The organism is Bacillus cereus group sp. N6 (genome assembly GCF_016483705.1).
Lineage (GTDB): Bacteria > Bacillota > Bacilli > Bacillales > Bacillaceae_G > Bacillus_A > Bacillus_A wiedmannii.
The window spans coordinates 21,286-45,508 of record NZ_JAEHBI010000044.1; the positions used below are offsets into that span (position 1 = coordinate 21,286).

Genomic DNA, 24,223 nt, shown 5'->3' on the forward strand with positions numbered 1-24,223 from the left:
TAAAATAAATGGTGTGATAATTAAATTATAATATGAATATAGTTGAAATTCTCCCTATTTTTCTCAAATACTTTCGAACAATATATATAGTAATCATTCTTTTCTTACAGTTGAAATATACGAGAAAGTTATGTAATAAAAATCCCCGTTTTTACAAGCGGGGATTTCTTTTATTATAATACGTCACGTTTTTGGAATAATGCACTTGATGCTACAAGTAATACAACAAAGTATACAGCTACAAGTAATAAGGAAGTTGTAAATGTAAACTCTGTAAATGTTGGTTCCGTTCCGCCACTTACTAGTTTATTGCTATCGTACACACTTAAATTTAAATGGAAAAACACTACAAATTTCGCTACACCTTTTGCAAACATCATTAATACCATATTAATTGCTCCTTGTAAGAAGAAGAGGAACATCGTAATAATTAATGGTAATACAGACTTTCTAAATACGTTTGCTAAGAAAAATGCAAGCGTCGCAAAGAAGAACGGCGAAAGTACTTGATATAAAGTAGATTTCATTACGATTCCTACCGTTAATTCCGTTTTACTACCATCCATTACAATTCCGCCAATAATCATTGCAATTAACGTGCTAGCAAATATGATAAATACTATAGTAAGTAACACTGTAATATATTTAGAGAATAAAACTGTAATTCGCTTTCTTGGACGGATTAATAACTGCTTAATTGTACCTTTTTGGAACTCATCAGTAATCATACGAGAAGCAATCGTAATCCCAAAAATTGTTGCAAACAAAGTAATTAAACCAATCTCTGAACTTGCAAAATCTAAATATGATCCTTTAAATTCACTTCCGTCTCCCCATTTCAGCATCGCTAAAACTCCCAAAATCTCCAATACTGCAATTACACCAATTAAAATATACATACCTTTTTTCGCATGTAACTTTAAAAATTCATTTTGAATTAATTTAAACATTACGCTTTCACTCCCCCTGTAATCGCTAAGAACTCATCCTCTAACGTTTTATTTTGAACAGTAACTCCGTATACAAGCACATCGTCATTCACAAGTTTTTTTACAAGTTGTGGGATTTCTTCTTTCATGACAGATACTGCAATTACATTTCCTTGCGTCTTACCTTTAATGATTTCATTCGCTTTCTGTACTTGATCTACTTCAAACGCTACAACTACTGTCTCATCATGTTTCGCTTGTTCGTGTAAGTTGTACTCTTGCACAAACTCACCTTGCTTAATAATAACGACGCGATCACACATGAGTTCAATTTCACTTAATAAGTGACTTGATACGATTACAGCAATATTCTCTTCTTTCGCTAAACGTTGTAAATAATCTCGAATTTGGCGAATACCTGCTGGATCTAATCCATTTGTTGGCTCATCTAAAATTAAGATTTTCGGCTGATGAAGTAATGCCTGTGCAATTCCTAAACGTTGTTTCATACCAAGTGAATATGTTTTCACCTTTTTATGAATCGCGTGCTCTAATTCGACAAGCTTTACAATCTCAGCAATGCGCTCTTTACTAATTGGTGTAATTGCCATGTTCGCAAAATGCTTTAAGTTTTGCATTCCAGTCATATAATCATATAGTTCAGGATTTTCTACGATCGCCCCAATTTGCTCTAGCGCCTTTTCACGCTCCGTGCGAATACTATGACCGCAAATTGTAATATCGCCCTCTGTCATTGATATAAGACCTGTCATCATACGAATTGTCGTCGTTTTACCACTACCGTTCGGTCCAAGAAACCCGTACACTTCCCCTTCACGAACTTCAAATGATAAACCGCGGATAATTTCCGTTCCACCAATCTTTTTTCGAACATTCTCTAACTTTACTACTACATTTCCCAATGTTGATTCCTCCTTTAGGCTTCTAGTTTCTTATCGATTATGCGACCTGTTATATAAACAAATAAAACAAATATACCGATTGAAAAAGCAATACTATATAAATTCATAAGCTTTTCTGAATAAAGAAACACATTTGCTTCTGATGATTCATCTATATACACTAACTTTGTTATAAAAGCAGGTGTAGGTGCAAGTCCACCTAGCATTTCATATATCATATTGATTACTTTCGTTACTAGTAAAAATAAGAAGAAAATAATTACATACTCCATTTTTTTCTTTTTCAAAGAAAATACTTTAACGCCAGCTACTGTAAAAAGTAAAACTAACAATACACTTGATAAATTAAATACATATAACACACTGCTAAATAATTGTTTTACTATATCTAACGTAAGTGTACTTTCGGTAAATAACAATCCATAGAGTTCTGTACCTTTTATTACTTTCATCGAAATGCTATAGAAAAACATAGTACCTATTACTTCAAAACACATTAAGGTAATTGCCGCATATGACAATATTGCTAAAACAATTTTTTTACCAGATATCGGTGTTAATCGAAATAATGTACTTTCGGTCATTTTCCCAAACGCAGACATCGCCTGCAGAAATACTAATACCGCAAAAATTATATAAACTAAGAATACTAAGGCAACTATAATCATTTGCCTTACTTCTCCTGATTCTTGTTTAATATAATTCCCCATACTTACAAAAGCGACAGCTGCAATAAATATGAATGACAATAACGAAATGAAAATTTGTTTTTTATTCGCATTGTACATATATATTAAACTGGCCTTCATCTACTAAACACCTCCTTAAACAAATCCGTAACAGCTTTTCCTCTTTGGAAACGTAATTCCTCTACATTTTCATGCAATACACTCTCACCATCTTTTAAAAAGATTACTTCGTCAAAAATATTTTCCACTTCTCCAATTAAATGTGTTGCAATTAAAATAGTACAGTCTTCGCGATAAAACTGTAAAATAAGTTCCAGTACATGCTCCCTAGAAACGAGATCAATCCCGCCCAATGGTTCATCTAGTACGTATAACCTCGCTTTCCTCGAAAATGTTAAAATAATTTGTAGCTTTTCAACCATACCTTTTGATAAAGCTGTAATTTTTTCTTCTAACGGTATTTTAAATTCCGCAATTGTATCTACCGCTTTTTGAATGTCGAAGTCTTTATAAAAATCTCGATAGAAGAATAAAGAATCTTTTACCGTCATCCAATCATCAAATACTGGTTTATCCGACATAAAAGAAACAATTTCTTTCGTTTCTAATCCTACCTTTTTACCAGCGATTGTAATACTGCCTTCGGAAGGATGCTGCAGACCGGCAATCATTTTCAATAACGTCGTTTTCCCGCTCCCGTTATCTCCAACGAGTCCTATAATTTTCCCTTCCGTAATCTCTATGTTTAATTCACGGATCACTGCTTTCAATCCGTATCTCTTCCATAAGTTTTCTATTTTTAATAACTCTGTCATTCGCTCTCCTCCCTCTTCTCGTGTAATGAAGAGCGAAGGATTGTAAGAATTTCTTCTTCTGAAAAACCTAAATTGTCCATTCCATCTATAAAAGAATGAAGTAATTCTTTCGCCATCTCTTTTCGCAGCTCCATAATTTTCTCCCCTTCATTCGTTACATATCGTCCCATTCCTCTACGTGTGACAACAACCCCATCCCGTTCTAGCTCTTGAAATGTACGCTGAATCGTATTTGGATTTACTTGTAATTCACTCGCTAATTCACGTACAGAGGGAATTTTATCACCCGGCAATAAATGTCCTGTTACGATTTCTTTTTTTATGTATTCCATTACCTGAATGTAAATTGGTGTATTTGGAGAAAACTCTATTTTCATTTCTTCCCTCCTTTTGTATTGGTGTACTAGTTAAATAATACACTGATACAAATAGTTTGTAAATACCCATTTAATTACAAAAAAGTTCTATCCATTTGCTGGATAGAACTTTTTAAACAAAACTCGTTATACAAAAATAATAGTGTTATGTAAACAAATCCATAAAGAAAAGCTGTCTTATCAATGAATAAGACAGCTTTTCTTTATGAGTATATATTAAAAATCAAACACGAAGTCATCATCAGCTAACTTTTCAACGTTCGTTGCTTTTACGTAACCATTCCCTTTTACAGAGAAGAAATCATGGTTTTTCGTATCTGTACGTAAACCATTTAAAACGATTGGGTTAATTTCTTCTTCTTCAAACTTCGGCTCAAGTCCTAAGTTCATAAGTCCTTTATTCGCATTGTAACGAACGAAACGATTTACATCCTCTACAAGACCTATAGAAGTGTAAATTTCTTCTGTGTATGCCATTTCAATTTCATATAGTTCCATTAATAACTCTTGTGTTTCTTTTTGCACTTCTTGTTGATCTTCTGCAGAAAGTTCTGCGAAGAGTTGTTGTGCTAAAATACCGACGAATACGCCGTGAATTGACTCATCACGAATTATTAGGTTAATAATCTCACCACTTGCTGTCAATTTACCTTGACCTGCTAAGTAAAGTGGGTAGAAGAATCCACTATAGAATAAGTAACTTTCTAAGAATACACTTGCTACCATCGCCATGTATAACTCTTTTTTCGTTACTTCAGGCTTTAATAAACGACGATAGTAACTAGTAACAATACCAGCTTTTTTCTCAAGTAATGGATGATTGTCTACCCATTCAAAAATATCATCAATTTCTTCTTCAGTAGCTAACGTTGTGAAAATATGACTGTAACTCTTCGCATGTACTTCTTCCATAGCTCCCATGAAAGCTAATACACTTTTCGCTTGTAAATTTTCAAGATGAACAAGTACAAGTGGCATCCCTTCGCCACCTTGTTTCGTATCTAAAAGTGTTAAACCACCTAATACACGCTTATAAGCAATCTGCTCTTCTTTTGATAATTGTGCCCAAGTATTTTTGTCAGAAGATACTGCGATTTCTTCTTCTGTCCAAAACTGAGCGATGTTTTGCTTCCAAAACATTAAACTAAAATCATCTTCTTTTTTGTTCCAGTTTACCGCACGCATTCAATCGCCCCTTCTCTAAATAAACATGAAAAATTGATAACTAAGCATGAGCAGGGTTCAGAAAACCCTGCTCATGATGTCTCACTTTTTATATTAAACGGTACAAGCTACGCACTCTTCCACGCTTAACTTACGTGTTCTCGTATAATAAAGACTCTTTAAGCCTTTTTTATGTGCATAGATGTAGTAACGTGCTAATTCACGTGTTGAAATATCACTATTAACGTAAAGAATTGTACTAATTCCTTGGTCAATATGTTCTTGGATTTCTGCGATTAAATCAATTAATTTAAACTGATTCATATCGTAAGAAGATTTATAGTACCAGAACGTATCTTTTGATAAATACGGCATTGGATAATATGTCGTCGCATTCGCATATGTTCTTGATTCGATTTGACTTACGATCGGCATTACGCTTGAAGTTGCATTTTGAACGTAACTGATAGATTGTGTTGGAGCGATAGCAAGACGGTATGAATTATATAATCCATTCTTCTTCACTTGCTCTTTTAAACTTGTCCAATCTTCTTTTGTTGGAATATGAATTCCTTCAAATAGTTGCTGAACTTTTTCAGTTACTGGGCTGTAATCTATCGTTTCGTACTTTTCAAAGTATGTGCCATTCGCATAATCAGACTTATCGAAGTCTTTAAATGTTTCGCCTTTTTCTTTAGCGATTTCCATACTTTTCTCAATAGAGTAGTAATTTAACATCATAAAGAATGTACGAGCGAACTCTTTTGCTTCTGCACTTTCATATGCGATTTTGTTTTTTGATAAATATCCGTGTAAGTTCATTGCGCCAAGTCCAACTGAATGAAGCTCATCATTTGCTTTTTTCACAGTTGGTGCATTCGGAATGATCGTCATATCAGACACAGCTGTTAAAGCTTCCATTCCCGCATGAACAGCTTCACGAATTTCTTTATTTTCCATTACATTTACGATATTTAACGATCCTAAATTACAGTTAATATCACGACGGATAATATCATCTGTACCGTAATCATTTATTTCAGAAGTTTCTTGAAGCTGGAAGATTTCTGTCTCGAATGTTCAACCGAGTCCGCTACTCCTCAGTCCGTTGCTCATGCAACTGCTGTATGTCACCATACAGGACAGACTATATCATCACCTACAGCATTACCTGATTAGGTGCTCCGCTTTTCGAACGCCAATCGCTTGCGCTCTACTCCCATAAGGGATAGTCGTTAGGCTTTTACTTATCTTACATACTTCAGAAAGTCTCTTATTACTTTATGTTGTCCCATAACTCTGCTATACAAAATAATAAGATACATTCTGAACTTTTATATTTTCATTCTAAGATAAGATTTAGCACGGTAGGTTACCTCAAATTTGAGGCTTTCCCCGTTTAACGGAGTTTTCGACTAGCATTTCTACTAGAAGGTGCTACATATTTAACACAAGTTCGACATCTTCACAGTTCCAATATCCTTCAGTGGATGTTGGTTATTTGCATTTGATTTAAACATTAAGTATGGGTAACCAGACTCAAGCTGAATCATAGCAATTTTAATAAGCATATCACGTGCACTAATATCTAGCGGCTTCTTCTTCACTTTCGGATTGCTCATTAATTCATCGTACATTTCATCAATGTCTATATCATCTAAATGCTTTCCGTATTCTTTATACACCGTATAAGGCGCGAAAACATGGAAAGGTTCGTTTTTCTCAGCAAGCTCAAAGAACTTACTTGGAACGATAATTCCGATTGATAGAGACTGAATACGGCTCTTCTCATCGGCATTTATTTTTTTGGTATCAAGGAATTCAATAATATCCCAATGGAAAATGTTTAAGTATACTGCGCCGGCACCTTTTCGTTGCCCAAGTTGATTTGCATATGAAAACGAATCTTCAAGTAATTTCATAACAGGTACTACACCACTTGCAGCGTTATCGATACCTTTAATTTGCTCACCGCGTGCACGTAGCTTAGACAAGTTTAAAGCTACTCCACCGCCGATTTTTGATAATTGCATTGCAGTATTAATGTTAAAGCCGATTGAATTTAAGCTATCATCCATCTCTAACAAGAAACAAGACACCATTTCTCCTCTTCTGCTTCGTCCCGCATTTAAAAAGGTTGGTGTCGCTGGTTGGTAGTTTTGTTTTACAATCATGCTTGCGAAGTGTTTTGCCTTCGCAACATCACCGCGTCCTAAGTATAATGAAACAATTGCTACACGATCTTCATAGCTTTCTAAGTATTGTTTTTGATCATTTGTTTTTAACGCATAATCTTTGTAGAACTTAGATGCTGCCATATAAGATTGGAACTCGAAGTTTTCACCATAAGCGATGTTATATACCTCTTCTACTTCCTCCAAGCTATACTCGTCCAGAACGTTGTAATAGTAATCATATTCTTTCATATACTCCATTCGCTCTGCCACGCTATTAAAATGAACGGTATTTTCTCTAGCTTCTTCCATAAAGACTTCTAATGCCTCTTTATCTTTATGAAGCTGATAAAAACCGTCCTGCATTTGCGTGATTTCATTATTCAGTTCAATGTGTCGCAATCTCCCGCACCCTTTCCTTAAAATATTCTACATCATTATTTGTTCCTGATAACTCAAATTTTGATACAATAGGCACTTCATATTTAGCAGAAATTTTGTCAGCACTTGCACCGAACATGTCTCCCCAGTTACGATTGCCGCTTGCAGATACGCCTTTTAATTTTTCATTATTGCGCTCTAAAAATTCTAAAACACGTTCTGGTACATTGCCAAAACCTGTTGTATACGTAATTAAAACAAAGTCTTCATCTATTACTAGATCTTCACCAATTTGAACGGCCGGCATATTTAATTTGTGAATGAAACGCTTCACGTTTCCTGTCATAGAATCATATGCAACTATCATTTCCGACCCTCCCTCTCCAATCTATACTCTCTGTATGTTGTTTCTTGATTTCTCTATATATTGTATTACGTTTCAAAATAAGACACAAGATATATGTATAAATTCTTTCTTTTTTTAAATTTTACTTTTCGACAAGACAGTCGATTTTTTTCAATACAATGACTATGAAACAACATTCTAAAACTCATGTCAATAAAGTGCTTTTCAAAAAAGTTGTCAACGAATTTAACCTTATTTTAAAAAAAGTTACCAATATATTTTGTCATAAAACGGCAAATGCTGGAGGAATATATTTCTCCAGCATCACGCAAAAAAGAACAGACATGAAACGATAATCTGTTCTAAAAAACGATTACATTTATCAGTTTTACTTTATTAAATATTATACATATACTTTCGGTTCGCGTTACATACTAAAAGATAACTATTATAGAAAAAGATTATTATTATGGAAATTCAACTTATTTATAAAAAGATTATTCTGAGTGCTCAATGCGCAAAATATCTTTTACAAATATATGATGTGGATTTTCACCTTTATCAATCATTGTACATACAGGAGCTTCTTCATCAAAGTACACAATCATTCCTTCTACGTACTGATATGTATGTTGAACTTGTACGGTTACTTTAATTTCTATAGCCTCTTCATATGCTCTTTTTATTTTCTGAAGCATTTTTGCCGAACACTTTCGTTTCTCTGGATACATGACCATCCCCATAAACCTATTGCCAGCTCTATCTTTCCACATATAATCCCAATGCGGTAATATGCCTTGTTTAAAATCGCCCATAATTCCCCTCCCTATATTCTTCTAGTTACGAACGTGGCGTTTCTGAATATGTATAAATTACTTGTCCGCCGCGCTGTGCGTTCCCAATAATATGTTTAAAATCTTCTCGACTTACTACAACTTCTCTGAACGTATAAAATACATCTTTCGTAACAACATACTCCTTTATTTCACCATTTTTCAGCTGATCCAAAATTGCATTTGCTAATTCTTTATCCATATATTTCACCTCTATGCAATATTTTATTTTATCGTATATTCTATAGGTCAACAACTGTAAAATTATCCAGGTGCTATACCTTCATTTCATTTTCATTATTTTTCAAAAAAGATCTCTTTAGTATATGTTCACTAAATATCATATACTAACATAGCTACTTCTCTATATCAATCATTTCAGTATTCAATTATGCAAAGTTCCATACCACTATGCTACAATATATAAATAGAATTAGGAGGGATACTATGATTCGGAAAGCAAAAAAGACAGATGCGAAGGCAATTGCACCTTTATTATATAACGCTCTGCACGAAATTGCTGAAAAAATCACAGGCAGCACAGTTGAGACAGAAGTATTACTAGGACTTGAAACATGGTTCTCAAAAGAGAGAAATCGACTGAGCTATGAAAACTGTTTTGTATATGTACAAGACGGGGTTGCAGTTGGGGTTATTGTCGCTTATCACGGTAGTGAAGCAACAAGTCTTGATGCACCAATTGTACATTACTTAAGAGAATTACATAAAGATGAATCAATTACATTAGAAAAAGAAGCTGAACTTGATGAATATTACATTGATACATTATCAGTTTCAAGTGCATATGGCGGAAAAGGAATCGGTTCTCAATTAATTGAAGCTGCTGAAATCCATGCAACTGAAAAGGAGCATGAAAAAATCGCATTACTTGTTAATTCAGAAAACAAACGTGCCTATTCACTATATGAAAAACTAGGTTATAAAAAAGATCAAATCGTTATGCTTGTAGGCGAACCTTATGCACACCTCGTAAAAACATTAAACATCAAAATTTCTATGTCTTAAAAAGAAAGCACACGATTTATATATAAATCGTGTGCTTTTATGTTAATTTTGTATTTAATATATTTCCATCCATCACTTCGTGGAATGTATAGGTTGTACATCCCCATGGCTTCCTATGTAAAATAGGAGAACCAGACCATCCCATCGCTCTCAGCTCCGCACCAACCATTGCATTAATGTAATTATGACCTACAAGAGCAATACTTCCATGTACGAGAGCATAACGGTGTAATAAGTAAGCCGCTTGCCTTGCCCTCTCTCTTACTTCCTTATAAGACTCAACACCTTTATAGTAACCAAGTATCCATAATGTTCGCCCGATAAACATCCATACGTTAGGTTTACATTTCAACCATGTTGGAGCATAAAAATTCGTCGGAATTTCAGCTTCCCTAAAAAGAGAATTTTGCATAAAAGATAAAGAATTCATTAATTCAGCTGCTGACTGTATAGCACACCTTTGATCACTCGTTACAATCAACTTTGCTGCTTCAACCGCTTCCATTGTTTCCATTGGTATAGGTGCTTTTTCTGTTATAGTATGTAAGTCATATCCTTTCATCCATTCATGAAAGGATGTAACCGTCATTGGTTCTATAGTACGATCTAAGCGGCCATGACGAATAAAAGAAATCTTCATTCTTTCCACTCTCCATTCATCACTTACGAACTCTATTATGTACTATTTTTAAATATCATACCACGCAAAAAAAGAAAGTTATACACCTTTACATATCCCCACCACTCTCATGTGTGACCCCAGCATGTATACCATCCATCCCATCAAAATATGTAGTCGTTTCATGATGACGAATCTTTTTTAAATTTATATAAGAAAATACAAATAAAGTTAATGCTATAACACTCCCCACAAATTCAAACATCATTTTACCGCCTCTAATTTCTCCCACTTTAGTAGGTTATTGTATTTTTTCATTATACCCCTATATAAAGATGCACGCATTTAAACCGTTCTTTTTTTCTAATAACTTGGAGTTCTTGCATATTTTCTTACAAAATGTGAATATTTTTCGAATTTTTACTTTGGAAACATTTACAAACTAGACAATATGGTTCAAAATAAGAGGAAATAAAAAAAAACCAAAATTATTCTTTTTTTGGAAAACTGTAACAAGGAGAGTTGCTTATGCAGATCGCAGAAACTGGAGATATCATTGAATTTAAAGGTGGAATGCAAGGCCGTGTTCAAAAAGTAAATCAAAACTCCGTTATTGTAGATATAACAATTATGGAAAATTTTAGAGAACTAGATATGGAACCTCTTACAGTTGTAAGTCATAAAAACTATACTGTCATTAATCAAAATGCATAATATAATAGAAAGAAAGGATCTGTATGTTATACAGATCCTTTCTTTCTATTATATTAACGATTATCAATTGTTTCTGGATATAGATCATGGTTCATCATACGGTAGTCTGCCATTTGTTCATACTTCGTGCCTGGGCGACCGTAGTTGCAGTAAGGATCAATTGAAATCCCTCCACGTGGTGTGAATTTCCCCCATACCTCAATGTAACGCGGATCCATTAATTTAATTAAATCATTCATAATAACGTTCATGCAATCTTCGTGGAAGTCACCATGATTGCGGAAACTAAATAAATATAGCTTTAAAGATTTACTCTCTACCATTCTTTGTTCTGGAATGTAGCTAATATAAATTGTTGCAAAATCTGGTTGACCTGTTTTCGGACATAAGCTTGTAAATTCAGGGCAATTAAATTTCACAAAATAATCACGGTTTGGATGATTGTTATCAAATACCTCTAAAATTTCTGGGCTATATTCAAATAAATATTTTGTATTTTGATTTCCTAATAAAGTTACATCTTTTAAATCTTCATCTAATCTTCCTGCCATTTTAAACATCCCTTCTCATTATACTCCGCGTTTATTTCCCCATACTAACGCATGAAGCTGTGGCAATACTTTTGCATTATTCATTTCTTTACAGTTAACCGCTTTTTCAATAAGCCACTCGTATTTATCTAATAATTTTTTAATCAACATCGCATCATCCACAGTTTTTGTATCATCATTCCCTACTTGTAAGAAGAATGGAACATCTGGATAACGTTCGTGCATCTTAACTGCATACTCAAAGTCATAATCGTCAAATACTACTACCTTTAAACTAATATCTTTTCCTGCTAGTTTCTGAATAACAGCATCTAACTTCTGAAAATCAGTATTCATCGTCGAACTTGGTGGTTTTGGAGAAATCGTTATCTCATCAATTTGAAGTAACCAATCTTGCCATTTACTCCCTTGCGTTTCGATTGCCGTCCGCATTCCATTCTCTTTTAATATAGAAAGAAGAAACTCAATATTTTTCAACAATGCTGGATTTCCACCTGAAATCGTAACATGAGAAAAATTTTCGCCACCAATTTCTACAAGCTCGTTCCAAACGTCCTCTGCTGTCATCTGTCTAATTTGTTCCTTAGCCGATCCATCCCACGTAAAAGCAGAATCACACCATGCGCAACTATAATCACAGCCAGCTGTACGGATAAACATCGTCTTTTGTCCCACAACCATTCCTTCACCTTGAATGGTCGGACCAAATATTTCTAAGACAGGGATTTTACTCATCGAGCATCCACTCCCGTCTTACTTCCGCATAACTAGTTGGCGTCTCGAAAAGACGAACAAATTCAACACGAGCTCCTTTATATTCGTTCGCACGATTATCTTTTAGTAATGCTTCTGCCATCTTTTCATAAATCCAAACGACCATGTTTTCAGCAGTCGTATTCATTGCTGGTAACGTTTCGTTTAAATAACGATGGTCTAAATAAATTTCTATTTCATTCTTCCAAATTTCTTTTATATCTCCAAAGTCAATCGCAAGACCTATTTCATTTACATATCCACTAATCCCAAATACAACTTTATATGTGTGACCATGTAAGTTTTTACATTTCCCCTCATAACAGTGTAAATGGTGTGCTGCATCAAATGTAAATTCCTTGCTGACCATTACTCTTTTATTATGATATTTGAGCTGTTTACGCTGAATATCCTTGTCCATTTTTTGCAAATTTTCTACGATGCGAAATCCAAAGAAATTATCCATTAGTTATTTGCTCCTTCGCGTTCTTGTAGGTACGTATCTAATCCTGCTTTACGAAGCTGACATGCTGGACATTCACCGCAACCATCACCAATGATTCCGTTATAACATGTTAATGTTTTTTCTCGAACAAACTCGAATGCTCCAAGTTCATCTGATAATTTCCATGTTTCCGCTTTATCAATCCACATAAGTGGTGTATGAATTACGAACGGATAATCCATGGATAAATTTAAAGTAACGTTTAACGATTTCACAAACACGTCACGGCAATCTGGATAACCACTGAAATCAGTTTCACATACACCCGTTACAATATGACGTGCTCCAACTTGTTTTGCTAATACAGCAGCAAATGATAGGAATAGTAAATTTCGTCCATCTACAAACGTCGATGGCAATTCACCTTCTTCATGTGTAATCTCCATATCCGTTCTCGTTAACGCATTTGGAGCAAGTTGATTTAATAGACTCATATCTAGCACCGTATGTTTAATTCCTAGCTCTTTCGCAATTTCCGCTGCACAATCAATTTCTAGTTTATGACGTTGATTGTAATTAAACGTTACAGCTTCTACTTCTGCAAACTGCTCTATTGCCCAAAATAAGCATGTCGTACTATCTTGTCCTCCACTAAAAACAACAACTGCCTTTTCTTTTTTCATTTCACTCATTCTCCTTCTCTACTACGAATAAGAAGAAAGAACGTTCTTGAACTGTCACAATAAAAAAACAAAACAATACCTAAAGATATTGTTGTTTCCATAGTTTTTTATAGAGGGAGTTCGCGAACCTCTCCCGTGCAATGCACGGAATTCCTTCTTTCATTGACAAAGCTTATTGTAACATATTGTATACTACCAGAAAAAATTTCTGATTTTTCCGCTATTTTTCATTTCATTTCTTTCATTTTATAGTATGATGAATTTAATGCGAGAAGAGAGGAGGCACCCCACTGAAACCCTTTATTATTTATCTCTTTCTAAATATATTATTCATCCTTGTTACAATGCTCGTATACCATTTATTTTGGAATCAAAAAGGGAAACGTTCTCCTAAATTAAATTCAGCTATATTTATTGCATTATGTTGCCTCGCTACCATACTATGTATTACTTTCGGAGCAAAAACAAATTATGGATTTCAATTTGATATGCGCCATATCGTATTAATTGTCGGTACATTAACAGGGGGCCCTATTGCTGGTGCTTCCATCTTAACTGTATTAAACATATACCGCTTCTTATTAGGGGGAATAGGTGTTTTTCCATCCCTTATCGCTTCGGTTCTACTGTTTATTGTTCTACTATTAACATACAAACTATTTAACCGAAGTTCTAATCGAATAAAAATAGCACTCGCTATCTTTTACAGTCTCATATTTGGCTTGGGCTGGGTACCTTCTTTCCTCTCAGAGGTTACAAATAGCGCCGATTACATACCCCATATTATCGTGTACGAAATATGTACAATAATTGGAACAATCCTTATTTTATATTTGCTACACATACTACAAATGCAAGTTCGTCTTCAAAACGAACTTATGAATGCCGAAAAATTCCATTTAATTGGAGAAATGGCAGCGTCCATCTCTCATGAGATTCGCAATCCATTAACTTCAACAAAAGGATTTTTACAACTCTTGCAGTCAAATACATGCACTGAGCAAGAGCGAAAATTATATATCGACATAGCCATCAACGGAATCGAACAAGCAAATCATGTTCTTACAGACTACTTAACTTTCGCGAAACCAAGTATTGAAAAAGAACAACAGTTACAAGTAGAGGAAGAATTATTGCATGCCTTATCTTTAATCACACCTCTTGCTAATTTAACAAATGTTCGTATCCACTATATCAAACAAAGTACATCTTTCTATATCGCTGGTGAAAAACAAAAACTAAACCAATGTTTATTAAATATTTTAAAAAACTGTATTGAGGCAATGCCTACAGGCGGTGATCTCGTACTCACTTTAGTTCCAGACCATAAGCATATACAATTGTATATAAAAGATACAGGAGTTGGTATGGATCAAGAACAAGTAAAACGCCTTGGATCCCCTTTCTACTCAACGAAAGAAAAAGGAACTGGTCTTGGAATGATGGTCGTATTCAGTGTTATTCAAGCTATGAACGGAAAAATTGATATTATAAGCGAAAAAGGTACAGGTACAACCTTCTTATTAACTTTTCCACTCATACAAAAAACGTGATGAAATACTCATCACGTTTTTTCTGTTCCTTCAACTAATTCAGCAAAGGCTTTCACTTTACCATGTGGTTTTTGATTTTCTTTACGTGCTTTCCACGCGCGCTCTTCTTCTTTCTTTTTCTTGGACATACTTTTCAACTCCTTCTGTTCTTTCTCCATGTAGTATTCCAAAATAAGAAAGAAAACTATGCACGTATCAAAAAAGAAGTGGTCTCCCACTTCCTTCTGATTATCGTTGCAAAATTGCGTGTTTCGCCTCTTTTAACTGCGTAAGATGTCTTTGTTCATGCAAATCAAGAAATTGAACCCACTGATACAAATTCAAATCGTTAAAAATAGGATGCTTTAATCCATTTTCAAATAAATCTTTTTCATCTATCACACTATGAAGCGCGTGTAATAGTTCTTGTCGTGAATGTTCTAGTAATTGAATTCCTTGCTGTTTTTTCATTAACGTTTCTGTTGGTTCCATTTGCTGAGGAGCTTCTCGTTTATGTGTGCGATCAAGCGTAAGTTGGAGGTCTTTAAATGGAGTCGTATTTCTTTCATTTTTTTGTAAAGCATATACAAGGGCAGATGTAACTGATTGTTCAACTAAATGCAAGTGATGCAAAATTTGAATAATACTCCATTTATCACGGCGTGGCTTTACATTCACTTCTGTATCATTTAACATTTCAATTTCTGATAATAGCGTGCTTCGAGTAGACTGTAATAAGTTCACCAAACTTTCTAAACTCACATCCATATTAGATTGAAGCATACTTCTTTCCCCCCTTTTTGTTGGTGAAAAGAGGTGCTCCTTATTAGAAACACCTCTTTAGTATTCTGAATTTTCTTTTATTATCTCATCATTTTCTCGTTATGTCGATGTTAAACATGTGAAAAAAAGCGCATGTTTTTTACAATTTTGTGTCGTCAATCGCACGTAGCCACGCTTCAATTTCTGTAATGACACTTTTCACACAGCCTTCAGCAAATGGTGATGTTAAATTTGCAACTTCTACTAATTCCAAGAATGATTTACTTCCACCTTGTTGACACAGATTCACATAATCTTCCCATGCCTCTTGTCTATTATCTCTTGCACGTTTCCAAAATTGCAGTGCACAAATTTGTGCTAATGTGTAGTCGATATAGTAGAACGGCGAGCTATAAATATGTCCTTGACGTTGCCAGAATCCACCGCGCTCTAAATAATCATTATCTTCATAATCACGATGCGGCAAATACTTTTTCTCTATATTACGCCATGCTGTCTTACGCTCTTCTGGTGATGCTTCTGGATTTTCATATACATAATGTTGGTATTCATCAACAGATACACCATACGGTAAAAACAGAAGTGCTGAACTTAAGTGAGAGAAATAATATTTATCTGCATCTTCTTCAAAGAATGACTTCATCCATGGCCATGTAAAGAATTCCATACTCATAGAATGAATTTCACATGCTTCATACGTTGGCCAATTGTATTCTGGAATTTCAAACTTACGACTTTCATATACTTGGAAAGCGTGACCAGCTTCATGTGTTAATACATCAATGTCGCCAGATGTTCCGTTGAAGTTTGAGAAAATAAATGGCGCTTTATAATTCTCAATATATGTACAATATCCGCCACCAGCTTTTCCTTTTTTCGCAACTAAATCTAATAAATCATTATCTAGCATGAAATTGAAAAATTCATCCGTTTCAGCCGATAACTCTTTATACATCGTTTTCCCATGATTAACAATCCAATCCGCATCTCCTTTTGGAGTTGGATTACCAGTAGCAAACTCAAAGTTTTCGTCGTAATATGCTAACTTCTCTACACCAATACGTGCTTGTTGTCGTTTTCTTAACTCCGTTGTAACGGGAACGATATAATCTAGTACTTGCTGACGATAATTCGCCACCATTTCCGCATTATAATCTGTACGGTACATTCTTGCATATCCAAGTTCAACAAAGTTTTTGAAACCTAAAGATTTGGCGATTTTCGTTCTCACTTTAACAAGCTCATCATAAATACGATCTAACTCTTCCTCATTCTCAGCTAAAAATCCGTAATATGCTTCACTTGCTGCTTTACGTTCACTTCTTTCTTTCCCTTGCATAAACGGAATCAGTTGCGATAACGTTCTTTCTTCTCCTGCAAAGTCAATTTTTGCAGATGCTAATAACTGTGTATATTGTGAAGACAATTTATTCTCTAATTGTAAATCTTTCACAACTTCATCAGAGTATGTTTTCAAATCACACTCCGCTAAAGCAAATAATTGCTTTCCATAATACGCTTCTAATTCTTCACGGAATGGAGAATGAATTAACGCATTATAATACTTTGTACCATATCCTTGTACAACTGGAGAGAATTCATCAAAGAAATCTTGCTCTTCCTTATAAAAAGCATCTGTCGTATCAACAGAATGACGAATGTAACAAAGGTTCCCCATTGTACCGAAGTCGTTGCGAATTTCGTTAATTGAATTGATGACTTGTTTTTGTTCTTCTACCGTTTTTACGTTATCAAACTTCTCTAAAGCAACGGTAAACTTTTCTTTTAATTCTTCAATATTTGGCCGTTTATATTCATAGTCTTTAAATGACATGAACGAGCCTCCTCTCCATTATGTGCATCCTTACTATAATTCAATGCTTACTTACAAATCTCCTCTTATTCTTCAACAAAATACGGCAGATGCTGTCATAATTACATGTAAACAAAAGAACCTTGGATTTCTTTATCCAAAGCTCTTTTGAAACATACTATTATTTTTCATATTTTCCAATCTTTTTTAATAGAGCTAGTAATTCATCCTTTTCCTCTTTCGTTAACATTTCAAAAGACTGATGTATAACTTGCTCATGCCCTGGAAAAATAGAAGCAATAAAGCTCTCTCCAGATTCAGTTAGTTGTGCATAAATAACACGTCTGTCATTCGGGCACGGAATTCTCTTTACTAGTCCCTTTTTCTCTAGCTTATCTACAACATATGTAATGCTGCCACTAGCTATTAAAATACGCTCACCAATTTGCTGAAGTGGTTGACCGCCTTTATGATATAACAGTTCTAATACAGCAAATTCAGTTGGATTTAGCCCGTTACTTTGTATAGATTTATTTGTAGTATCCATAACAGAACGATGTACACGAGATAATGCAATAAATACTTTTAAAGATTGAGAAATATCTTCTCGTTCATTATTTGATGTCATACAACTTTCAACCCTTCACTTAAATTCTCAGTAATAAAAAGAAAAAACAACTTAGTACTTCATCTGAATTCCGAATGAGTATTCACTCATTCATTTCCTCTCCCCAAATATATTATGAATGATTCTTGAATAAAAACATGACAATTTTAACATAGTTTATATATAATGATAATAAAAAAGAAGGAGTACCAAATTGAAAGTCAAATTCCACAGCATAGTTTTATATATAGTTCTTGTTATCCTACCAACGATAGGGATTGGTGCTACATTTTATTCATATCATTCGTATAAAATGAAGCAGGAAAACAAACTATCTGCTCACACGGTTCTCTTTTTATATAGAGACTATTTAGATCATCACCTTGGTGAAGCAATTTCCGCATTAAAAATGCTCTCAAAGGTCGTAGGAACCGAGACTGGAAATATAAATGGAGTTAAACAAATTGTACATGATACAGATGGAAACGATGCACGTTTTTCTGGTTTATATTACGCTACACCAGAAGGAATCATTACAATCGCATCTGAAGGCGACCGGCCACCTGTTGATGTCTCAGATCGCAAATATATTCAAGACGTATTGCAAACGAAGAAAACAACTGTATCATCAGTCATTACAGATCGTGTTCTTGGACATCAAGCTATTATGATTGCTTCTCCCATTTTCAATAAACAGAAGGAAATCTCAGGCTTATTGTTAGCAAGTTTACGCTTTGACTACATTTCAGCATCTTTAAATGCCATTAAGCCACAATATCATTTTGAAGTAACTGATAAACATGATGTAGTTTTTCTCACCGATGATAATAACGAAACAAGTGATGCGCATTCTAATATGCTTACTACCCCACTCAAAAGATTAAATTGGAAGGTCTCTGTTTCTCCATTGCCTATCCATCAAAAAACTTTATATCAGTGGGTTGCAATAGAGTGTATAGCTACTTTATTTTTAATGTCTATTTTATTTTTACTTGCTCAATATATGTTGTTAAAACGTCAAACAAAACTGGAAAGACAACAAAATGAACTACAAAAAATTGAATTAGTTGGAACTTTTGCAGCTAGTACAGCCCACGAAATCCGTAATCCTCTTACCGGAATTAAAGGGCTCGTCGCTCTATTAAAAGAGAAATATAAAGATGAACAAGATCAGTTTTATTTTTCCATCATCGAACAAGAAATAGAACGGATTAATGAAATTGTAAGCGAATTTCTTATTCTTGGAAAGCCAACTGCTATCATTGAACAAACATATGATGTGAGAACCATTCTAAATGAGGTAGCATTAATTATTCAATCTGAGGCGAATCTACATAACATTGTATTCCATTTACATTTGCCAGACCATCCTGTTCATATCCGTTGCTCAAAAGACCATATGAAACAAGTGGTTTTAAACATTACAAAAAATGCAATTGAAGCCATGAATTCTGGTGACACACTGACCATTTCCGTAACAAACAATGAGACACACGCACAATTGAAAATTACAGATACTGGAAAGGGAATTCCGAAACATATTCAAAAACACCTCTTTCATCCGTTCTTTACTAATAAAGATACTGGAACCGGTCTTGGACTTGTCATATGTAAACGAATTGTAGAGATGTACAATGGGCATATTTTTATTGATAGTATAGAAAATGAAGGAACGACAGTTCATATCGAAATTCCGTTACACCTAGTATAATTATCCTTATCCCAAAAGGGTAATTATACTTATTTCATAAAACCAGCCACAAGCATTCGCCAAAAATTACTTGATTTCCCTTCATACCCAATTTGAAAAATAGGTACCTTTATAATTGATAACCATTTTGGTGTTTGTTTTTCTTTATAACACTGGTACTGTAAAATAAGCTTGTCCAATTCTTGACTCACTTGAATTGTCTCCATACTATTTAACCCACTTGTTAAACCTAATTGAATCATTTCTTCACGTTTCATATGAATATCACGTGAAAGCTTTTCTAATGTGTACTTCCTTTTTACAGTAAACATCCATATCCCCCTTATTATACTTCCGTGCTCTCGACTTTACTTCTCCATCGGCCTTTTAACTACTTAATCATATTTGAATTTGAAGAATCAGAAAATTTAACATTTTCTCCCTGTAATTTACAAATCTTTACCCTCACTTTGAGAATTATTACAAATTATTCTATCTTTGTAAATACATTCGCAATAATAGACATTTTTTTCATCTTCTTTTTTTACAAATACCAATTAAATAGCGGATTCTCTATTTTCCATATACTTTTCTTCGACATTTTTTGTTTAATTTATATAAAAACGCAAAACATAATGATGATTGATAAAGTGAAATTTAATCATTGGGGATTTTGTCCATTCCTCACTGCTCGCAAATAGCGGGATAAAATAGAAAGGAAATATTTATATGCGCAAATATACGATTGCATTGCTTATATTTACTATGTTTTTACCATCCTTCTTGTTTCCTGTTCAAGCAAAGGCCCATACAAACAAAGTCGCTATTGTCATTGATGACTTCGGCAATAATATGAAGGGGACTGATAAAATGTTATCACTTCCTATTCCACTGACTGTTGCCGTTATGCCTTTTCTCCCTTCCACAAAGGAAGATGCGATAGCGGCTCATAAGAAAGGGCACGAAGTTATTATACATATGCCAATGGAACCTATTAAAGGTAAAAAAGAATGGCTTGGACCAAAAGCAATTACAACTGATTTAAGCGACGAAGAAATAAATAACCGACTCGAACAAGCGATTCAAGAAGTACCGCATGCAATTGGCATGAACAATCATATGGGATCAAAAGTGACCGCGGACGAAAGAATTGTACGACTTATACTTGCAGCTTGTAAAAAACACGGTTTATTTTATTTAGATAGCAAAACAAATCCTAAGAGTGTTGTCCCAAAAATCGGGAAAGAATTAGGAGTGCCTATTATTGAAAATCAATTATTTTTTGATGATGTGTATACGGCGGCACATATTTCAAAACAAGCCCAATTACTCATTAAAAAACTTCAAGAAAAACCGATTATGGTAGCTATTGGACACGTTGGACCTCCAGGTGAAATTACATCACGTGTTATAGAAACTTCTATTCCTAACATTCGCGCGCATGCAGATTTTATTTTTTTATCTGATTTAGCACTATCTCCACCTCCTGTTTCAAAATAAGATTCATTACTTACACTAAAAAGGTACCAATCTGCATATAGCAAATTGGTACCTTTCCTTTTCACCTTAAATATAATCTACATGACTCACCCTGAATCCTTTTTTCTCTATTTTTTCGATTAATTGCTTTAATCTTTTTTCATTTAACTCATCTGCTATATTTACGATAACGCGGCGAATATATTGATCACCGTTATCTAGTGTAAATAATCCACCGATATTAAATGCTTTCAACAATGTCCCAAGTTCTTTAATCGTTCCCTTACAATCTTGTGTTGCAATTGTTAATATATAACCACCCGTCCGCATACCGAATGAATCTTCAATAACATCAAATATATTGGAATGTGTTAAGATACCGACAAATTCATTATAGTCATTTAGCACAGCTAAAAATGGAAGTCGACGAATAACATAAAATGCTCTAAAAAAAGAATCCTTTTCAAAAATAAATGCGGAGGAATCTCCCAGCATATGTTCCGCACTTAATTTCTCTAATCCGCTATTACACTTCTTTTCTAAAAGATCTACTTTATAAATAATCCCTATGAATTTCTTTTCATCTTCTGCTAATACAGGGATTGCTCGAAATCCCGTTTCATTCATAATGTGCAAAGCCTCTTCACCTGAATCGTTCATTTTGCAAAATGTTACTTGCTGTTTTGGCAGAAAATGATATTTAACTCGCAAAATATGTTCCTCCTTACATGTCAACATGTAATCTATATATAATAAGGAGACCTATATTTTATGAGTGAAATTATTTTTAAAACGCTTTCATTTTTTATTGACTTGTAACGACATCACAAACATTTTATATAACAGAGCTCTTTGCACCTTTTATCATTAACAACTTTACATGGTAATTCATTAAATATTCTATACCCTCTAGCCATTTTTTCGCTTCTTCTGGAGTTTTCCCCCACACAATCATGCCATAATTATGAACAAGAACTACTCCTCCACCTTCAATAAAATTCGGTACATTATTTTCTAATAAATCAGCAAATTTCTTCTCATCTTCTACAATGGGAATTGTCATTTCTGTTATACCTTCTTTTCCAAAAACACGTTCCACACTACGTTTATCGAATGTTACTTCCCCTTCTTCTCCATATAACTCTGATATTAAATGACTATCTACAGTCTGCACTTGTAAAATACATTCTGCACTACTTTTTTTATAAATATCCGCATGCATAAACGATTCTGCAGCTGGTTTTTCTTCATTTTCAAATACTGGCTCACACATACAATTAACAACAATAAAGTCTTCTTCTGAAAATAACCCTTTATCTCTTCCCTCAACGTTTATTAAAAAAGTTAACGGCTCTTTTGACGTACAGAGTGATAAACTAATTTTTGTACCATAAAACCAATCACGAAGTGCCAATTCAGATTTCACATCTTTTAATTCATTCCATTTTTTTAGAAAAAATAACATTTCGTCACCCCCGGCATAATATTTATATAATGTTCGAATCCTTTCTATGTAAAAGGAGTATTTTTTGATTATTCTAAAAATTTAATTGAATTATCACATGATAACGCCTTTTTGTCAATATAGTTTCATAGCTCTTCTTTAAAATGGGCCATCCATATATCTATACTTCTGTCTATTCCCTATTTCATTTTGTACATAAAAAATACGTTATTCTTTTTAAATCAAAGAATAACGTATTTTCTCATCTTTTATTTCTTTATTGCGTTATATAAAAACTGTGCATATTGTTCACGTGTTACGAAATCATCACCTAAAAAGTTTCCTTTTCCATCACCTTTTGATATATTATTATCCGCTAAAGCTTTCACATAGCCTTCTGCCCAATGACCTTTTGGCACATCAGTAAAGCTCTCTACACTCTTTTCATTTCCCTTTAACTGAAATACTTTTTGTAATACTACTGACATTTCATATCGAGTTAATACTCCATCTGGACGGAACTCCCCAGTACCATCTCCTTGCATAATTCCAGCTTGCGCAACTGTGGCAATCTCTTGCTCAAACATATGCCCTTTCGTATCTGTAAATCTCTCTTTCTGCTCTACTTTATTTTCTAATTTCAAGTACCTTTGTACTAAAGACGCAACTTGTCCACGAGTAATACTATCCCCAAATCCAAATTGTCCATTTCCATATCCCTTGAAAATATTTTCTTTCGCTAAATAATGAATTGCTTCTTCTGACCAATGTCCTTTTGGTACATCTTTAAATTCTACTACTTCTACTTTTTCATCTTCTTTAGAAGTATTGTTTTCTTTAGAATTGTTGTCCCCTTTACTTTCTACTACATTTTGAATTACAGATCCTGTAAAGAAAATACCTGTATCTGCAAATGGATCTTTCACTCCAAATTCATATACTTTCTCACCTGGTGTACTCCATTTCACTACACCATTACTATACGTACCACCATCACTCTTCAGACGGATTTTTGTAGATACCTCGCCGTCTTTTTCGTATATAGGTACTTTTACTTCTTTATTTACTTCTGTATCCTCTAGAAAGACTTTTTGGTTTTGAACATTAATATAAGCCTTCTTACTTAGTTCTATTACTGGTCTAACATCGCGGATTTCATTTGCAACAAAACTTAAATATACTAACTTATTCAACTTACTAACTGGCGATAAGTCTGAAATATAATTTGCTTCTAAATCAAGTTTTTGTAAGTTTACTAGATTTGATAATGGAGTAATATCCTTTAACTCATTATTAGGTAAATCTAATTCTGTAAGCTGAGTCATTTTAGCAAGTGGTGTCACATCTTCAATTTGATTTTTACCGATAAATAATTTAGTAACTACTCAGCTTTTTCAGACAAAAAAGCAGGCCAAATACATGTTTCCGATTTGAAAACATGAAAAAAAATACT

At 34.1% G+C, this 24,223-nt stretch carries 28 protein-coding genes, 2 pseudogenes and 1 riboswitch; of the genes and pseudogenes, 5 read left to right on the plus strand and 25 right to left on the minus strand.

Going from position 1 to position 24,223, the window contains the following annotated elements; genetic code table 11:
• Window positions 1-173: 173 nt before the first annotated feature.
• The 11 genes and pseudogenes from JDS99_RS23865 to JDS99_RS23915 all read right to left on the minus strand — a co-directional run bounded on the left by JDS99_RS23865 (window position 174) and on the right by JDS99_RS23915 (window position 8,833).
• The gene (locus JDS99_RS23865; RefSeq protein WP_088062593.1) at window positions 174-950 is read right to left on the minus strand and encodes an ABC transporter permease; all 777 of its coding nucleotides are present in this window, start codon (window positions 948-950) and stop codon (window positions 174-176) included.
• A complete protein-coding gene (locus JDS99_RS23870; RefSeq protein WP_000528799.1) occupies window positions 950-1,852 on the minus strand; it encodes an ABC transporter ATP-binding protein in 903 nt (300 codons plus the stop codon). The genes JDS99_RS23865 and JDS99_RS23870 overlap by 1 nt, the downstream gene beginning before the upstream one ends.
• A gap of 14 nt (window positions 1,853-1,866) precedes the next feature.
• The gene (locus JDS99_RS23875; protein WP_199695817.1) at window positions 1,867-2,661 is read right to left on the minus strand and encodes an ABC transporter permease; all 795 of its coding nucleotides are present in this window, start codon (window positions 2,659-2,661) and stop codon (window positions 1,867-1,869) included.
• Window positions 2,658-3,356: an ABC transporter ATP-binding protein gene (locus tag JDS99_RS23880; RefSeq protein ID WP_048544987.1), complete on the minus strand. Its 699-nt coding sequence runs from the start codon at window positions 3,354-3,356 to the stop codon at window positions 2,658-2,660. Before JDS99_RS23880 ends, JDS99_RS23875 begins: the two co-directional genes overlap by 4 nt.
• Entirely contained in the window at window positions 3,353-3,733 is a 381-nt protein-coding gene (locus JDS99_RS23885) for a GntR family transcriptional regulator (protein WP_000687513.1), read from the minus strand. The genes JDS99_RS23880 and JDS99_RS23885 overlap by 4 nt, the downstream gene beginning before the upstream one ends.
• Window positions 3,734-3,949: 216 nt before the next feature.
• Window positions 3,950-4,918 (minus strand): class 1b ribonucleoside-diphosphate reductase subunit beta, encoded by a 969-nt coding sequence (nrdF, locus tag JDS99_RS23890; RefSeq protein ID WP_060489487.1) that lies wholly within the window; start codon window positions 4,916-4,918, stop codon window positions 3,950-3,952.
• A 93-nt stretch (window positions 4,919-5,011) separates the two neighbouring features.
• Window positions 5,012-5,962 carry a ribonucleotide reductase large subunit gene (locus tag JDS99_RS23895; RefSeq protein WP_306628300.1) on the minus strand — a complete coding sequence of 317 codons (951 nt, stop codon included), beginning with the start codon at window positions 5,960-5,962 and terminating at the stop codon, window positions 5,012-5,014.
• Window positions 5,963-6,345: 383 nt separating this feature from the next.
• Window positions 6,346-7,473 (minus strand): annotated as a pseudogene (locus tag JDS99_RS23900) (ribonucleotide reductase N-terminal alpha domain-containing protein); the annotation flags it as partial.
• Window positions 7,460-7,819, minus strand: a complete 360-nt coding sequence (gene nrdI, locus JDS99_RS23905; RefSeq protein ID WP_000634376.1) for a class Ib ribonucleoside-diphosphate reductase assembly flavoprotein NrdI — start codon at window positions 7,817-7,819, stop codon at window positions 7,460-7,462. The gene nrdI and the pseudogene JDS99_RS23900, both read right to left, overlap by 14 nt.
• A 476-nt stretch (window positions 7,820-8,295) precedes the next feature.
• Window positions 8,296-8,613: a hypothetical protein gene (locus JDS99_RS23910; RefSeq protein WP_199695819.1), complete on the minus strand. Its 318-nt coding sequence runs from the start codon at window positions 8,611-8,613 to the stop codon at window positions 8,296-8,298.
• 25 nt (window positions 8,614-8,638) lie between these two features.
• The gene (locus JDS99_RS23915) at window positions 8,639-8,833 is read right to left on the minus strand and encodes a hypothetical protein (RefSeq protein ID WP_000356682.1); all 195 of its coding nucleotides are present in this window, start codon (window positions 8,831-8,833) and stop codon (window positions 8,639-8,641) included.
• Between the two features lie 245 nt (window positions 8,834-9,078).
• Here JDS99_RS23915 and JDS99_RS23920 point away from each other — a divergent pair, with 245 nt between their 5' ends.
• On the plus strand, window positions 9,079-9,657 hold the full coding sequence (locus JDS99_RS23920; protein ID WP_199695821.1) for a GNAT family N-acetyltransferase: 579 nt from the start codon (window positions 9,079-9,081) through the stop codon (window positions 9,655-9,657).
• A gap of 37 nt (window positions 9,658-9,694) precedes the next feature.
• Here the strand turns inward: JDS99_RS23920 and JDS99_RS23925 are convergent, their stop codons facing one another.
• Both JDS99_RS23925 and JDS99_RS23930 read right to left on the minus strand, forming a co-directional pair.
• The gene (locus tag JDS99_RS23925; protein ID WP_098133991.1) at window positions 9,695-10,297 is read right to left on the minus strand and encodes a histidine phosphatase family protein; all 603 of its coding nucleotides are present in this window, start codon (window positions 10,295-10,297) and stop codon (window positions 9,695-9,697) included.
• 88 nt (window positions 10,298-10,385) lie between these two features.
• Window positions 10,386-10,544, minus strand: coding sequence for a hypothetical protein (locus tag JDS99_RS23930; RefSeq protein WP_157843619.1), 159 nt, complete (start codon window positions 10,542-10,544; stop codon window positions 10,386-10,388).
• 260 nt (window positions 10,545-10,804) lie between these two features.
• Here JDS99_RS23930 and JDS99_RS23935 point away from each other — a divergent pair, with 260 nt between their 5' ends.
• Window positions 10,805-10,990 carry a YkvS family protein gene (locus JDS99_RS23935; protein WP_001165081.1) on the plus strand — a complete coding sequence of 62 codons (186 nt, stop codon included), beginning with the start codon at window positions 10,805-10,807 and terminating at the stop codon, window positions 10,988-10,990.
• 53 nt (window positions 10,991-11,043) lie between these two features.
• Here the strand turns inward: JDS99_RS23935 and queF are convergent, their stop codons facing one another.
• From queF to queC, 4 genes are read right to left on the minus strand one after another with little or no spacing between them, the layout of a single operon-like run.
• A complete protein-coding gene (gene queF, locus JDS99_RS23940) occupies window positions 11,044-11,541 on the minus strand; it encodes a preQ(1) synthase (protein WP_000918895.1) in 498 nt (165 codons plus the stop codon).
• A gap of 18 nt (window positions 11,542-11,559) precedes the next feature.
• A complete protein-coding gene (gene queE, locus JDS99_RS23945; protein WP_000036302.1) occupies window positions 11,560-12,276 on the minus strand; it encodes a 7-carboxy-7-deazaguanine synthase QueE in 717 nt (238 codons plus the stop codon).
• Complete coding sequence (gene queD / locus JDS99_RS23950) at window positions 12,269-12,760, minus strand: 6-carboxytetrahydropterin synthase QueD (RefSeq protein ID WP_000368411.1); 492 nt, start codon at window positions 12,758-12,760, stop codon at window positions 12,269-12,271. The genes queE and queD overlap by 8 nt, the downstream gene beginning before the upstream one ends.
• Window positions 12,760-13,422, minus strand: coding sequence for a 7-cyano-7-deazaguanine synthase QueC (gene queC, locus JDS99_RS23955; RefSeq protein ID WP_000711595.1), 663 nt, complete (start codon window positions 13,420-13,422; stop codon window positions 12,760-12,762). The genes queD and queC overlap by 1 nt, the downstream gene beginning before the upstream one ends.
• 93 nt (window positions 13,423-13,515) lie before the next feature.
• Window positions 13,516-13,559: riboswitch (PreQ1 riboswitch) on the minus strand.
• A 207-nt stretch (window positions 13,560-13,766) separates the two neighbouring features.
• On the opposite strand from queC, the gene JDS99_RS23960 reads away from it, so the two are divergent.
• A complete protein-coding gene (locus JDS99_RS23960) occupies window positions 13,767-14,975 on the plus strand; it encodes an ATP-binding protein (protein WP_088608349.1) in 1,209 nt (402 codons plus the stop codon).
• An 11-nt stretch (window positions 14,976-14,986) separates the two neighbouring features.
• On the opposite strand, the gene JDS99_RS32085 is transcribed toward JDS99_RS23960, so the two are convergent.
• From JDS99_RS32085 to JDS99_RS23975, 4 genes are all read right to left on the minus strand, one after another.
• Window positions 14,987-15,103 (minus strand): DUF6254 family protein, encoded by a 117-nt coding sequence (locus JDS99_RS32085; RefSeq protein ID WP_000038254.1) that lies wholly within the window; start codon window positions 15,101-15,103, stop codon window positions 14,987-14,989.
• Window positions 15,104-15,203: 100 nt separating this feature from the next.
• Window positions 15,204-15,737, minus strand: coding sequence for a DinB family protein (locus tag JDS99_RS23965; protein WP_088608350.1), 534 nt, complete (start codon window positions 15,735-15,737; stop codon window positions 15,204-15,206).
• A gap of 139 nt (window positions 15,738-15,876) precedes the next feature.
• On the minus strand, window positions 15,877-17,571 hold the full coding sequence (locus JDS99_RS23970; RefSeq protein ID WP_087984813.1) for a M3 family oligoendopeptidase: 1,695 nt from the start codon (window positions 17,569-17,571) through the stop codon (window positions 15,877-15,879).
• A gap of 160 nt (window positions 17,572-17,731) precedes the next feature.
• Entirely contained in the window at window positions 17,732-18,178 is a 447-nt protein-coding gene (locus JDS99_RS23975) for a MarR family winged helix-turn-helix transcriptional regulator (protein WP_000203344.1), read from the minus strand.
• Between the two features lie 193 nt (window positions 18,179-18,371).
• Here JDS99_RS23975 and JDS99_RS23980 point away from each other — a divergent pair, with 193 nt between their 5' ends.
• The gene (locus tag JDS99_RS23980; RefSeq protein WP_088608351.1) at window positions 18,372-19,868 is read left to right on the plus strand and encodes a DUF3149 domain-containing protein; all 1,497 of its coding nucleotides are present in this window, start codon (window positions 18,372-18,374) and stop codon (window positions 19,866-19,868) included.
• Window positions 19,869-19,897: 29 nt separating this feature from the next.
• Here the strand turns inward: JDS99_RS23980 and JDS99_RS23985 are convergent, their stop codons facing one another.
• Window positions 19,898-20,179 (minus strand): aspartyl-phosphate phosphatase Spo0E family protein, encoded by a 282-nt coding sequence (locus JDS99_RS23985; RefSeq protein WP_000495532.1) that lies wholly within the window; start codon window positions 20,177-20,179, stop codon window positions 19,898-19,900.
• 397 nt (window positions 20,180-20,576) lie between these two features.
• On the opposite strand from JDS99_RS23985, the gene JDS99_RS23990 reads away from it, so the two are divergent.
• Entirely contained in the window at window positions 20,577-21,347 is a 771-nt protein-coding gene (locus JDS99_RS23990; RefSeq protein ID WP_046958227.1) for a divergent polysaccharide deacetylase family protein, read from the plus strand.
• 66 nt (window positions 21,348-21,413) lie between these two features.
• Here JDS99_RS23990 and cbpA read toward each other — a convergent pair whose 3' ends face one another.
• From cbpA to JDS99_RS24005, 3 genes and pseudogenes are all read right to left on the minus strand, one after another.
• Window positions 21,414-22,037 (minus strand): cyclic di-AMP binding protein CbpA, encoded by a 624-nt coding sequence (gene cbpA, locus JDS99_RS23995; protein WP_048545012.1) that lies wholly within the window; start codon window positions 22,035-22,037, stop codon window positions 21,414-21,416.
• Between the two features lie 124 nt (window positions 22,038-22,161).
• Window positions 22,162-22,791 (minus strand): class II aldolase/adducin family protein, encoded by a 630-nt coding sequence (locus tag JDS99_RS24000; RefSeq protein WP_048545015.1) that lies wholly within the window; start codon window positions 22,789-22,791, stop codon window positions 22,162-22,164.
• 248 nt (window positions 22,792-23,039) lie between these two features.
• A pseudogene (locus JDS99_RS24005) lies at window positions 23,040-24,152 on the minus strand (S-layer homology domain-containing protein); the annotation flags it as partial.
• Between the last annotated feature and the right edge of the window lie 71 nt (window positions 24,153-24,223).